11 protein-coding genes are annotated in these 12,697 nt (G+C 43.1%); 8 read left to right on the top strand and 3 right to left on the bottom strand.

The window, feature by feature from the left end:
• The first annotated feature begins 4 nt into the window (after positions 1 to 4).
• Complete coding sequence (locus PSPO_RS10085; RefSeq protein ID WP_010559576.1) at positions 5 to 964, top strand: FAD:protein FMN transferase; 960 nt, start codon at positions 5 to 7, stop codon at positions 962 to 964.
• 26 nt (positions 965 to 990) lie between these two features.
• Here PSPO_RS10085 and PSPO_RS10080 read toward each other — a convergent pair whose 3' ends face one another.
• Genes PSPO_RS10080 through PSPO_RS10070 form a run of 3 tightly spaced genes read right to left on the bottom strand, consistent with a single transcriptional unit; the run spans position 991 to position 6,209 of the window.
• Complete coding sequence (locus PSPO_RS10080) at positions 991 to 2,571, bottom strand: hypothetical protein (RefSeq protein WP_010559577.1); 1,581 nt, start codon at positions 2,569 to 2,571, stop codon at positions 991 to 993.
• A 10-nt stretch (positions 2,572 to 2,581) separates the two neighbouring features.
• Positions 2,582 to 5,008 (bottom strand): LamG domain-containing protein, encoded by a 2,427-nt coding sequence (locus PSPO_RS10075; protein WP_010559578.1) that lies wholly within the window; start codon positions 5,006 to 5,008, stop codon positions 2,582 to 2,584.
• Position 5,009: 1 nt separating this feature from the next.
• Positions 5,010 to 6,209, bottom strand: coding sequence for a hypothetical protein (locus PSPO_RS10070; protein ID WP_193437077.1), 1,200 nt, complete (start codon positions 6,207 to 6,209; stop codon positions 5,010 to 5,012).
• 193 nt (positions 6,210 to 6,402) lie between these two features.
• Between PSPO_RS10070 and PSPO_RS10065 the strand changes: the two genes are divergently transcribed.
• Genes PSPO_RS10065 through PSPO_RS10035 form a run of 7 tightly spaced genes read left to right on the top strand, consistent with a single transcriptional unit; the run spans position 6,403 to position 12,696 of the window.
• Entirely contained in the window at positions 6,403 to 8,964 is a 2,562-nt protein-coding gene (locus tag PSPO_RS10065; RefSeq protein ID WP_010559580.1) for an HzsA-related protein, read from the top strand.
• Positions 8,964 to 9,695, top strand: coding sequence for an SH3 domain-containing protein (locus PSPO_RS10060; protein ID WP_010559581.1), 732 nt, complete (start codon positions 8,964 to 8,966; stop codon positions 9,693 to 9,695). Before PSPO_RS10065 ends, PSPO_RS10060 begins: the two co-directional genes overlap by 1 nt.
• Entirely contained in the window at positions 9,665 to 10,312 is a 648-nt protein-coding gene (locus PSPO_RS10055; RefSeq protein ID WP_010559582.1) for an outer membrane beta-barrel domain-containing protein, read from the top strand. Before PSPO_RS10060 ends, PSPO_RS10055 begins: the two co-directional genes overlap by 31 nt.
• 12 nt (positions 10,313 to 10,324) lie before the next feature.
• Complete coding sequence (locus PSPO_RS10050; protein ID WP_010559583.1) at positions 10,325 to 10,819, top strand: TlpA family protein disulfide reductase; 495 nt, start codon at positions 10,325 to 10,327, stop codon at positions 10,817 to 10,819.
• On the top strand, positions 10,812 to 11,039 hold the full coding sequence (locus PSPO_RS10045; RefSeq protein ID WP_010559584.1) for a DUF4266 domain-containing protein: 228 nt from the start codon (positions 10,812 to 10,814) through the stop codon (positions 11,037 to 11,039). The genes PSPO_RS10050 and PSPO_RS10045 overlap by 8 nt, the downstream gene beginning before the upstream one ends.
• Positions 11,026 to 12,165, top strand: coding sequence for a DUF3570 domain-containing protein (locus tag PSPO_RS10040; RefSeq protein ID WP_010559585.1), 1,140 nt, complete (start codon positions 11,026 to 11,028; stop codon positions 12,163 to 12,165). The genes PSPO_RS10045 and PSPO_RS10040 overlap by 14 nt, the downstream gene beginning before the upstream one ends.
• 12 nt (positions 12,166 to 12,177) lie before the next feature.
• Positions 12,178 to 12,696 (top strand): hypothetical protein, encoded by a 519-nt coding sequence (locus PSPO_RS10035; protein WP_010559586.1) that lies wholly within the window; start codon positions 12,178 to 12,180, stop codon positions 12,694 to 12,696.
• Position 12,697: the final 1 nt, after the last annotated feature.

Here is a 12,697-nt window from a genome sequence, read left to right as displayed (position 1 = left end):
GGTTTTGCGAAAGTTACTGCTCATATTACTGATTTTCCCACTTTTTTGTTACGCTGAATGGCAATCCGATGAAAAAGCAATTATGGGCACATCAGTCAAAATAACACTTTGGCATCATGATAAAAGCCATGGTGAAGCCGCCATTAAGGCCGTTTTTGATGAAATGGAACGAATTAATCAGCTAATGAGCCCCTACATAAATAGCAGTGAGCTTTACCGTGTGAATAAAAATGCGGCAATCCAACCAGTTAAAATCAGTAATGAGTTATATCTATTAATCAAACAAGCCCAACTAATTTCAGCACAAACCAAGGGTGCATTCGATATTACCTTTGCCAGTGTCGGCTTTTTATATAATTATCGCGAGCGTATTTCACCTAGTAATCAGGTGCGAGACACCAACCAAGCCTTAATCGATTATCGTCAAGTTGAGCTAAACGACAAAAATCAAACAGTACATTTTAAGCAGCAGGGCATGAAAATTGATTTAGGTGGTATTGCAAAAGGCTACGCTGTTGATAATGCCATTACAATTTTAAAGAGTCAGGGCATCGATTCGGCGTTGGTAAGTGCGGGTGGAGATACCAAAGCACTTGGCAAACACGGAGACAGGCCGTGGTTACTCGCCATTCAAGATCCGCGTAAAAAAGGCAAACACGCCATTCAATTACCGATGGAAAATGAAGCAATTTCTACCTCGGGCGATTACGAACGTTACTTTATTCAAGATGGCGTACGTCACCATCATATTATTGATCCAAAAACTGGCCATTCAGCTGCTAAAGTTCAAAGTGTATCGATTATCGGTCAACAAGGTGTGATGACAGACGCGCTGTCGACCAGCGTTTTTGTGCTGGGTGTAAAGGATGGTTTGGCATTGATAAATTCAATGCCAAGCTTTGAGGCGTTGATTATTGATAAAGACCGCAAGCTGCACTTTTCAAATGGTTTGTTAGCACATTAAAGAGGCGTCGCCGAGTGCATTTGTGATTACGCAATCGGCTCAAACGCAATTAAGCTGTCCATTAATCTGGCGTTACCTAAGCCATGCATCGGGAATAAATTAGCAAAATTGCCTTGCTCACCATGTAGTGCCATGTAATTGAGAATAACAGTTTCAACCAGTAAGTTAACATTGTTGGCTGCAGGTCCCGATGCCGTTTCTACTGACGCATCGCGACGCATATAACCAATTTGTTGGCGCTTAGCTTGTTGCTCTGGTGTTGCACCTAACAACTGTGGCGTGCCTTGCGGGTTATAGACCAAGAAGAACGACGCTGAAGTTGATGAGTTGTCGCCTGTCCAAACACCTTTACCGCGGCCAAATTCTGAATCATCTATCATACCGTTACTGGCAACAGAGCCATCACTGTACACATACATCATTAGTGGCACGCCAAGTCTTGCGGCATATTCTAAGCATGCACCCATACAACGCCCTGCACGTAAATCGCGAATTTCACCGGTCGCTCTATCGCCAGTGTGGTAATCAAAACCACCCATAGTGATAGTACCTGCGCCGGCGTAACCGTTAAGCACTAATTTCATAATCGAAGCTGTTTTTCTAAACTCGCCATCTTGGTTAAGTTCTTCGGCAGTAAAAATAGCATTGTCACCGGTGATCAATGGATCTGTCATCGGATTCAAGTTGTCTGGGTTACCAAAACGGTCAGTAATATCTGCGGTTTTAACGTAACCGCAGCGTACCAAGTCTTTCAGAACATCATCACGGCTTATTTGAGTACTGACGCTGTTTAGCTTCATATCACTAATGCGTTGAATGGACTCCATCACCGCAACGGCATCACTTTGGTCAAGTAAACCAACTAAATCACCGGTATCGACAAGGCCTGTAACATCACTGGGCCTATCTATTTTGGTAGGGCGTTTGGCCGAATCAAATAAACTATCGGGCGACATAGAGTTTGCTCCGGAGTCGGAGTTACGAGAACCGACTAAACTCAGCAGTGAGCCATCGGCGCCAACACGGTTTATGCCAAACATTGGGTTATGCGGGTTAGTGCCGGTATCATTTTCAGAGCGTGCTGGGATCACCGCACCATTAATATTGGCGCGATTAGTCACGGATACTTTTTCAAGTATGCCTTGTAAAAATTGACTGTCTGAATGAAATGCCAATCCCAGTTCACTATTAACAAAATCGCTTAACCCAGTTTGCGCATTGGCGATTGGTGGGATCATATCGCCCGGTAAACCGAGTTTGCTGTAACCTTCAGTCGATAAAAAATCCATTTGCCCGTTGGGTCCACCAACCAGTACATTTGAGCCAGCGATGTTTGCGCCTCCGGCCAAATCAAAGCAAATAAAGGGAATTTTTCCAGCGCCAGAGGTGGCAATACCACAACTTTGCTTTAGCGCTTCTAAATCACTGGAAAGTGTACTTTGTGCTTGTAGTGGGCTTGAGAATAAACTAAACAATGAACCACTAAAAAACGTGCCTAATCCTGCGGCAAACCCCTGCGCGATAAAATCGCGACGGCTGATTGGTTTACTGTGATCTTGGTGCAGTAATGGTGTATCTGGGTTGAGAATATGATTTTGTTTTTTCATAACATTTCCATTACTTAATTATTGTTGCTGCGCTGCCAACGATTGCCGAGCAGCTGGCTTTAGCGATAATTAAAGTACGCGCAGCATCACAGTCTTGAGGGCAGCGATTTAAGCGCTGAATAAGTGCGTTTAATTCTTGTTGCATGCTGTCGTATTGCGGCGCTGATGCGAGTTCTTGGCCAAGCAAATAATGTGATAATCCAGAGCTAAATTGCAAAGTGCGCTCAGGCGTAAATGCCACATCGGGTGTTGTATTAAAGTCGAAATCAGCAAATGCGTTTGAACGCAGAGCCGGATCTTCGATAAACGCGCTACAGTACTTAATAGCTAATTGTGAAATCGCCATTTGGTTAGCTGCAACAAAACCATCAAGTGTATTTACGGTAGGTAACTGTTGTTTTAACTGTTCATAGGTTTGCGCTATTTCAGCAAGTTTGGTACTTATCCCCGTCATTTGGGCCATTGAAAAGTTAATTTCAGAAAATGCTTTTATGCCGATATCGCTGCTGAGCTCTGCTGGAAATTCAATTGGGAAAGGCGGTAATTCACCTGGCACTCTGACAAATTGGTGTTCACCCAGTACATCAAACGACAAAAAGAACTCATCGTTATTGGGGCCTTGTTCTAAGGGAATTAAACTGCCCAAGCGTGAAAGCGGCTGCCCAGTTTGGCTTGAATAATTACTGCCTAGGGTTGTTTTAAGGTTGGCAAAGCTTTGCCCTAATGGGCTTTCTTTGCCATTAATACCAATGCGTATGCCTTCAAGTGCAATGGCTTGCGGTGATACATTGCTATCAAGTGACAAGAAAAATGGTTCTTTAAACAAGTAGCTATAACTATCGAATTGACTCACTTCTGCAATAATGTAACTGCGCGGTAAATCTATGAGCTCGCTTACAGAGAATAATAAAAAGAACTTTTCACCGACACCTACATCGTAGTTTTGAGCAATTTGTTCAGGTGTAATCGCGCGATTGTGAAGGGCCATCATGCGTACTTGACCACGCCATTTAAAATTACTGCTGGTCTCACTGCCAACCACAAGGGCAAAGCTTGCATCCCAATTAGACAGTACGCCTTGATTATCTTCTTGTTGCGATATCAAGTTGCCATTAACGTAAATGCGTTTGCCATTGACCGGATCAAAGGTCAGTACCACATGCTGTAAGGTAGCTTGCAGTACTTCATCATTATTAGGCGTTGATAACATTGGATCGCCATTACTGCTGGTGGTGTTATCACGTAATAAAAAGTTGTAGTTATAAAGTGTTTGGCCGAGTGTAAAGTTACGACGATCGTCACCTCCTGAATAACTAATAATCCGTGCAGGGCCTTCTTGTGTCACGTTGTCAGGCACAAGCCATGCTTCAAGGCTAAATTCACCTGTGGCTGTAAGCATTTTGTGTAGTTTCGCGCTCGCGCTAGTTGATGCTTGCGCGCGGCCTCCATTGAGCTTAATGCCCCAACCACCAACCCAAGAGACATCGCCATTAATGGTTAAGTTAGCAGCTGGCTCAACGCCACTGGTGTCGTAGGCAGTAAACCCTTGGCCTGATTTAAATTCCCACTTTGCAATAATGTGTTGCTCAAAACGGTTACCATTGTTAGCAACAATGCCTTCGGTGAGTTTTAATGCTTTGCTGAGCACTAATGCATCATCAACTTGGTTCGTTGGAATTGCATCGGCCATTTGCGTAATGGCTTCTTGCATAAGGGCTGCATCGCTTTCGCAATCGGACCAGCAGTTATGAAATTCGCTGCCTAAACGCAGTACAAAACGTGATAATTCAGGTTGGTTTAAATCTATTTTTGCTTGTGCAACTTGATAAGCAGCGTCTGCATTGGGTTCAGCAAAGTAGGGCGCTACAGGAAATGACGCACTGCTACTATGACAGTTTGCACAGTTTTGTTGCAAAATCGGGTGAACATACGTGGAAAATAATGCACTTGATGCAGGAAAGCTTTTACTGCTACCGGGGACTTTAAGAATTGGGTCGTCAAAGTCGATGGTGGTCGCAGTGTTATCTGTTTGCGCCCATTCGCTTATCCAAGTCGTAAGGATATCGGCGCACACGCTATCGCTTTGTTGCCAACAGTTATGACCGCCCGCCACTTTTGTTACTAACAATGAGTCTTTTGGTGAGGTTAAATTGATGAACCCATTAATTGCGCCATAGGCAAGGTTTATATCGTCGCGTCTTGCAAATTGCGGGGATTGACCTTGTTCATTATGGCACGCACCACATTTATCATTACCAACAAGGTTATCCCAAACAGCTATTTTAAACTGTTGTATGTCTGCGGTTTCTGCGGCAGGGCCTGAGTAAACAAATTCTCCCGAATCATCAATCGGGGGTTTTGGTTGTTCTTTTACTTCAGAATCTGAGCCACAGCCACTCAGTAATGCCATTAGCAAAAGCGATAAAAAAATGCGCATGTTAATCTCCTTTGCAATAGTTGGCAGTTGCAGCAAACACGGTTTTTAGTTTGTAGCCTGAGTTTTTAAAGGTATCGGTAATTGTTGCGAGTGTGGTTGCATCTTGTTGATTTTGTACTTTGCGTAAACACACTTTTTCAAACACTTTACTTACTTGGCAACTGGCAAATTGTTCACTGTAGGCGATTTCTTTACCTAAGCTTTTTGCGCCATTACCGCTTCCTGAAAGTTGTTCATCCCAACCTAAACGGCGGTTTAACCCTTGTCGCCAATAGTTGTCCCATTTATCGGATTCAGTAATAAAGCCAAACTTAAATGTTTCGCTATTGATATGGTATTTACCTTGCACGGTATTGGCTTGGTAACTCAATTGACCATTCTCGCCAGTAAGATCGTTATCGCGATCGTACTCGAAATTATAATAAGCATAGGCTTGCGCCATTGGGTCCATACCTGAATGGCAACCGCTACACGAGTTCATAAAAATGCGGCTATCGCCACCAGGACTGCGGCTGACATCTTGGCGAATACGGTTAGTTGCAATGCTGGTATCTTTAAGTGCGTCTAGGTCGGTACACATATGATTGATAAAGGTATAGCGAAACATTGCTCGGTTTGTGCCAGCAATAAAAAATGCTTTACTGGCAGCACGCGAAGTAATTACGCCGCTCGTCGCTTCAATGGGTAAATTAGTCACGCTTGATTGTGTTTGCCGCGTCAGCGTGTCTTTTAAATTAAGTGCGCTTTGGTCAAGTGCAGCGTAATGGTCGTTATTACTGATTGAATAATTCGGCAAATTTGCACTTGCGGCGGCCGTATAAATAATGTCGTCAAATAAGATAGTGCGAAAGTCTAAGTCATCCCTTACCACGCCCATAATGGTGGCAGTGTAGTCGTTAAGCGGCTGGTGTACATCAAAGTCACGATTGGTCCAAGGTGTCACCCAATCTTTTAAAGTCACGCGGTAAAACGCGTCGTTCTCCATAGCAAGCTTAGCGGCGTCATCGCCTTTACCGGCTTCAAGTAAACTGACCATATTTTCAAGCACCGTAGCACTCGGTGATACGCCTGTTAACCGGGTATGTATACGATTGGCTTGCTCTTCAACACCAGCAAATGCCGAACTTGCGCTCATCGCTAAGATCAGTACTAGCGTTTTACTAAATAAATGGGGAGAAGATGTATTGTGTGATAATTGCATATCCATTTTGCTAGTTGACCTTGATAGAGGTACGCATGTTAACATTGTTAATGCATAAACGGTAAAGAAAAGTTATTGTAAAAATATCTTTGCGTGCAATAATATTATATTGCTAAATTTTCATTCTAAAATAATACTAAATAATGGTTTGTTTAGTGGCGCTTTAGGGTTTTGTTTTTATAGGGATTGGGAAGTGAGTAAGCTGCTAAAATTATTTGTACTGTTATTGCTAACAGGATGCGGCAGTGACGTTGTTGAGCAGCAACCACAAGTACAAGATCCAATCGCCGAAGAAGTTCCCCTTGCATTTGTTATTCGTGATAGCAGTGAAGCTGTTAGTTTTTCGTTAGCTGATCCAACACTTTTTAACCCCGGAGCTGCGCTTTATTTTAAAAAACTTGCGGGTGTTGATGCGCCGTTAGTAAATATTTCTAGCACATTGTTCGAACAGCCTATTGATATTAAGCACGTGTCGGCATCAGCAGATGGCAATAAATTAGTGTTTAGTTTACGTGCGCCAGAGCTTGAAGATGCCTCTGATGATATGCAGCCGAAGTGGAATATTTGGCTTTATGACGTAGTAAGCGACAAGGCGACAAAACTAATTAGCGATGAATTGATTGCAGAAGAAGGCGATGACTTATTCCCCGTTTTCCTGCCAGATGGTCGTATTTTATTTAGCTCTAACCGACAGCAAGGCAACAAAGCCCGCCTGCTTGATGAAGGCAAACCGCAATATCAGGCACTAAGCGACAACTTTCGTGAAAAAGCACTTACACTGCATGTCATGGAGCAAGATGGTAGTGATATTAAACAAATATCGTATAGCCAAGGTCACGACCTTTATCCTCAGGTATTACAAAATGGTAAAATTGCGTTTGTAAGGTACGAACATCGAGGCCGCAATCGTGGCTTACATATTTATCAAATAGACTCAGATGGTAAGCAGTTGGAGCTGGTATTTGGCGCCCATTCTGATTACCCAAATGACTTGGCAATAGCAAGTCTACAGCAAGCACCTAATGGCAAACTGGTGATTGGTTTGCGAGATGGTGACAGTGAATTACCAAGCACAGATTTCTACTATCTCGATAGCGAACAATTTATGGATAATGGACGTTTTCATGATGGTAATGAAACTCAGCAGTCCGCATTTAGCTCGTCATTATTCGCATTAAGTCCGCCAGAAGGTGAACTGGCACTTACCGGAAAGTATCACTGGTTTACCCCTATTTTTGATGAATCCCAACGCAGCCTTGTGGTGTGGAGTCAGTGTCAGGTTATCGACCCAAATAATACCGATAATGTAATTCCCTGCACTGAGGCTCTGTTAAATGATGAAAACACGCAAGCCGCCCCTGATTTATTTGGCTTGTGGATTTACGATGAAACCACTAAAACACAAAAACCCGTAGTGTTAGCTGAACAAAATAAATTAATCGAGGAGGTAGTGGTACTTGAATCGAAAAACGCCCCACTTGAGACTGAATACTCGTCGGATTTAAGTTTGCAAAACGAACAAATGGGCAGTATTCATATTCGCAGTGTGTACGATTTTTCCGGCGAAGATACTGCAAACCCAAATATTACAACCATTTCAGATCCAAGCGTCAATGCTGAACGCGTTTATGCGGTACGTGTAATAAAGCCAGTGTCTATTCCAGATAGAAATGAATATAACTTTTCTACCGCGCTGTTTGGTCGAAGTAGTGGTCAATCAATGCGTGATATTTTGGGTTACGCGCCAGTTGCTCCTGATGGCTCAGTGCATGTCAAAGTGCCAGCCGATGTGCCGTTTTCCCTTGAATTATTAAATCGTGATGGGCAGCGTATTAGTGGTCGTCACGAGAGTTGGCTGCAACTTAAAGCCGGCGAAACGCGCACTTGTAATGGGTGCCACCAAAGTACCAATGAATTGCCACATGGTAAGGTTGCACAGCAAAACAGTGTTAATTTAGGCGCAGCTTCTACCAGCTGGGTTGGGAGTTTTGGTGATATTAACGCACAAATTGGTGAAACTATGGCGCAAAGTTTTGCCCGTGTTGTTGGCTTACCTACGCTGAGCCCCGAGCCAATTTTCCCAGATGTTTGGCGTGAAGGTATTGCCGCAGAGGCTGATTTAACAGGTAGCTTGGTAAGCCTTGAAACGGCATCACCACTTACTGATGCGTGTGCACAAAATTGGACAAATCTATGCCGCTTATCGATTCATTTTCCCGAGCATATTGCGCCACTATTTGCATTATCACGACCTCAACTCGATGCAAATGGCGATGAAGTGGCAAATTTCCGCTGTTTAAATTGCCATATTACAAGCGATGAAAATGGCGATGCGCAAATCCCTGCAGCACAGTTAGATTTAAGCTTGTCGCCTTCAAATGAGAATAACCAGCACGCGATAGCCTACCGTGAACTGTTTTTTAACGACAACGAACAAGAATTGGTTGACGGTATTTTGATTGATAAATTAGTCGACAGGCTCGATGAAAATGGTAATCCAGTTTATTTAGTCGATGAAGACGGTAATTTAATTTTAGATGAAGACGGTAACCCGATTATTGAGCAGGTTACAGTCACTATTCGCCCTGCATTGAGTGTGGCTGGCGCCGCTGCAAATACGCGCTTTAATACGTTGTTCGCCACAGCAGGCAGCCATGCAAACTATTTATCAGAGGCGGAAAAGTCGCTGCTTTGGCAGTGGCTCGATATCGGTGCGCAATACGCCAACAGCCCATTTTACAGTGAGGAAGAGTAATGACGAAGTGGCTCTTACTATTGGCATTACTGTTTAGTTTTGAAACGGCTGCGCAATCACTAAAACTAGCAGTAAAAGAACCGTTTTTAAATATTCACAGCGGCGCAGGGCGCGGTTACCCGATTATTTATGTCGCAGAAAAAAACGAAACCATTACGGTTATTAAGCGCCATACATCTTGGTATTTAATTTCCCTAGAAAATGGGCAACAAGGCTGGGCAAAACAACAAGAATTGGTTGAAACCTTAACATTAGACGGTAAACCTTTTTTAGTGACAGACGCAACGCTTGATGCATTTGAAAACCAGACATTTAGCTTTGGTATTGGTCTTGGCCAGTTGGAAGGTGTAAATAGCCAGTCAGTTAATGCGAGTTGGCGTTTTACGCGTCATTTATCGAGTCAATTAGAGTACAGCTATGCACTTGGTTCAGTGGCAAAAAATCAGCTAGTTGATTTATCGGTTTTCCATCACCCATTTCCCCATTGGCGCTTTTCACCTTATTTAGGTATCGGTGCAGGTCAGGTTTGGACAACGCCAAAAACACCGATTATTGGTGGTGGCGATGAAACCAGACAGTCAGACTTATTAAGCGCCACTGTGGGCTTAAACACATATATTACCAGTCGTTTTGTCTTTAAAGCAGAATACAAACGTTTTAGCGCACTTACCGAGCGTGATGTTACAGAGGATTTAGAGTTGTGGAAATTAGGTATCACGGTATTTTTCTAACTGCGTTAGCAACCTTAGCATTGACTTTTTCAGCGCCAAGTAACGCAAATAATGAGCAACAAGTAAGCCCAGTTGTTGACCCGCAAATAGCACGTACCGATATAGAAGAAGCGCAGATAGATAGCGATGATTTTGAATTTGGTGTTTATGGTGGCGTTATCTCAATTGCTGACTTTTCATCGACTTCGCTGGCGGGTGCAAAGTTGGCGTATCACATCAATGAAGACTTTTTTAGCTATTTTAAATACGGCACAGCAACCGCCGGAGAAACAAGCTACGAAAAGCTTAGCGGTGGCGCAAAATTATTGACAGATGAAGAGCGCGATTATCAGTTACTGGATTTAGGTATCGGTTATAACCTTAAGGGCGAAACCTTTGTGTCACAGAACCTCACGCTTAATAGTGCTTACTATTTTACGTTAGGCGCAGGCACCACCGAATTTGGTGGTGACGACCGTTTTACGGTATCTGTTGGTGCGGGTTACCGCATGTTGCTGAACGATTTTGTCACGGTGCAAATCGATATGACCGACTACGTATTTGAAAGTGACATTTTAGGTGATCCTGAAACTGTGCATAACCTCGCATTTACGCTTGGCTTAAGCGTTTATTTCTAAGGTATTTGTTTAATGAAAAAAATAATAATCATCATCACATTATTTCTAACCAGCATGTTTGTGGGCAATGCAACATCGGCAGAGCTCAATAAAAGTGCGCCCGACTTTACATTAAAGGCGTTAAGCGGTGATAACGTGCGCTTAAAAGAGCTAAGTGGTCAGGTTGTACTGATTAACTTTTGGGCGAGCTGGTGCGGACCGTGCCGTAAAGAAATGCCATTACTTGACGAGTTACACGCTAAATACAGCGATTTAGGCTTTACCGTGCTTGGCGTTAATGTGGAACAGCAAAACCAAAAGGCAAAAGAGTTTATTAATGAGCTTAACGTGTCTTTTCCAATTTTGCTTGATGAGCAAAATACCGTTAGTAAGCTTTACGATGTAGAAGCCATGCCAACAACGGTTGTGATTGACCGCAATAGCAACTTACGCTATGTCCATTATGGCTATCAGGCTGGCGATGAAAAACTCTATAAGAAAATGGTTAAGGCATTGATCCGTGAATAAATTAATTGCGATTTGTTTTACTTTATTGCTAACCGGCTGTGCTGCAACAGATGGCTTTGAGCCGTGGGTAAAACCGTATGAGCGTGAAAACCTTGCACAACCTGTTATGCAGTGGCAGCTTGATGCAGTTGAATCGGGTTACATTCACCATGTTTATCAAGCACGGGAAGGCGCAAAGGGTGCAGAAGGCACATCAGGTGGTGGCTGTGGCTGTAACTAATCTATTTAAATACCTTGTTGCGAGCTTTATGTTCGTGAGTTTAAGTATTTGCGCGGCGGTATTACCGGAAGATCGTGTTGATGCGATGTACCACAGTTATGATGGTGGCGGCATGAGCATTGACGGTCCGTCGATTTTAATTCGTAAAAAAGTTTCCAAAGCGGTATCGGTTTCGGCTAATTATTATGTGGACTCGGTAAGTTCGGCATCAATTGACGTATTGGCAACGGCCAGCCCTTATAAAGAAGAACGTGACGAGCAGTCTGTAGGCGTCGATTTTCTAAATGAAAAAACGTTGTTCTCACTTGGTTACAGCCAATCGCAAGAAAATGATTACGACGCAAAAAGCTACAAACTGGCTGTTAGTCAGAGCTTTTTTGGTGATTTATCGGTGCTTAGTTTGAGCTATGCCCAAGGCGACGATATTGTGATGCAAAACGGCAATGCGCTTTTTAGTGAAGAAGTGAAGCGCGCCAACTATGCATTGTCTTGGTCGCAAGTGGCGAGCAAAAACTGGACCTTTGATTTCAATATTGAGGCGATTACCGAACAGGGCTATTTAAATAACCCGTACCGCTCTTACCGCTATCGTGATGACACCGCTGCACTTGGCTACAGCTACGCTACCGAGATTTACCCTGAAACGCGCACCAGCAATGCTGCAGCGCTCAGAACCCGCTATTTTTTGCCAATCAACGCCGCACTATACGGTGAAGTTCGTTATTTTAGTGATACTTGGGGCATAGCTGCCAGTAACTATAAGCTCGGTTACAGTCAGGCGTTATATGATAATTGGTTAATTGATTTTCATGTGCGCCATTACACGCAAAGCAAAGCCGACTTTTATCGAGATATGTTTGATAGAAAAGATCAGTTTAATTTTATGGCACGTGATAAAGAAATGAGTTCTTTTAATGATTTAACCATTGGGCTCAAAGCACGTTATTTACATACTTTTGATCGTTCCAGCTTGATAAAAAGTGCCAGCGTAAACTTTGCGTGGGATCATATTCGTTTTGACTATGACGATTTTAGAAACGTGCTACAAACGGATAATCCGGGGCAAGAAGATTTTTATAGTTTCTCAGCAAATGTGCTAAGAGCTTATGTGTCGCTTTGGTACTAGGGAAAAGTAACAATGAAAACCATGCTAAAAAACACCTTAATTATGTTGTGTACTGTGCTTAGCCTTAATGTGTACAGCGTTGATAATAAGCCACTTAGCGAGCAAATTGAAAACTTAAAACAGCAAGCAATTGCGCTCAATCGAGACCTATTTATTTTAGAAGAAGATTTACTTTATCCACCGGCGACGCAAATTGCATTCTATGTCGCGATGGATGCTAGTGAACTGTTCACCATTGACTCAATTAAACTCATGGTTGATGACGAGCTAGCGACTCATTATCTATATACCGAAAAGCAAGTTAACGCGCTTGCTAAAGGTGGGGTACATCGTTTGTACCAAGGTAATGTAAAACAAGGTGAGCACCAACTTACTGCTTATGTTATTGGTAAAGGGCCGCAAGGTCGTGATATTAAACGTGCAGCTACATTAACCTTTAATAAAGATGATGAGGCAAAAGCAATTGAGCTGGTGATCAGCGCAAACAGCGCGAAAGAACAAGCAGATTTCACTATTCGAGAAATTGAGTAAG

It is taken from the genome of Pseudoalteromonas spongiae UST010723-006 (assembly GCF_000238255.3).
GTDB lineage: Bacteria > Pseudomonadota > Gammaproteobacteria > Enterobacterales > Alteromonadaceae > Pseudoalteromonas > Pseudoalteromonas spongiae.
This window is presented reverse-complemented; position numbering and strand designations above follow the sequence as displayed.

What these genes read in the sequence shown, in the direction of transcription:
- PSPO_RS10080 (WP_010559577.1), bottom strand. Translation starts at nt 2,571, where the DNA reads ATGAAAAAACAAAATCATATTCTCAACCCAGATACACCATTACTGCAC.
- PSPO_RS10075 (WP_010559578.1), bottom strand. Translation starts at nt 5,008, where the DNA reads ATGCGCATTTTTTTATCGCTTTTGCTAATGGCATTACTGAGTGGCTGT.
- PSPO_RS10070 (WP_193437077.1), bottom strand. Translation starts at nt 6,209, where the DNA reads ATGCAATTATCACACAATACATCTTCTCCCCATTTATTTAGTAAAACG.
- PSPO_RS10060 (WP_010559581.1), top strand. Translation starts at nt 8,964, where the DNA reads ATGACGAAGTGGCTCTTACTATTGGCATTACTGTTTAGTTTTGAAACG.
- PSPO_RS10050 (WP_010559583.1), top strand. Translation starts at nt 10,325, where the DNA reads ATGAAAAAAATAATAATCATCATCACATTATTTCTAACCAGCATGTTT.
- PSPO_RS10035 (WP_010559586.1), top strand. Translation starts at nt 12,178, where the DNA reads ATGAAAACCATGCTAAAAAACACCTTAATTATGTTGTGTACTGTGCTT.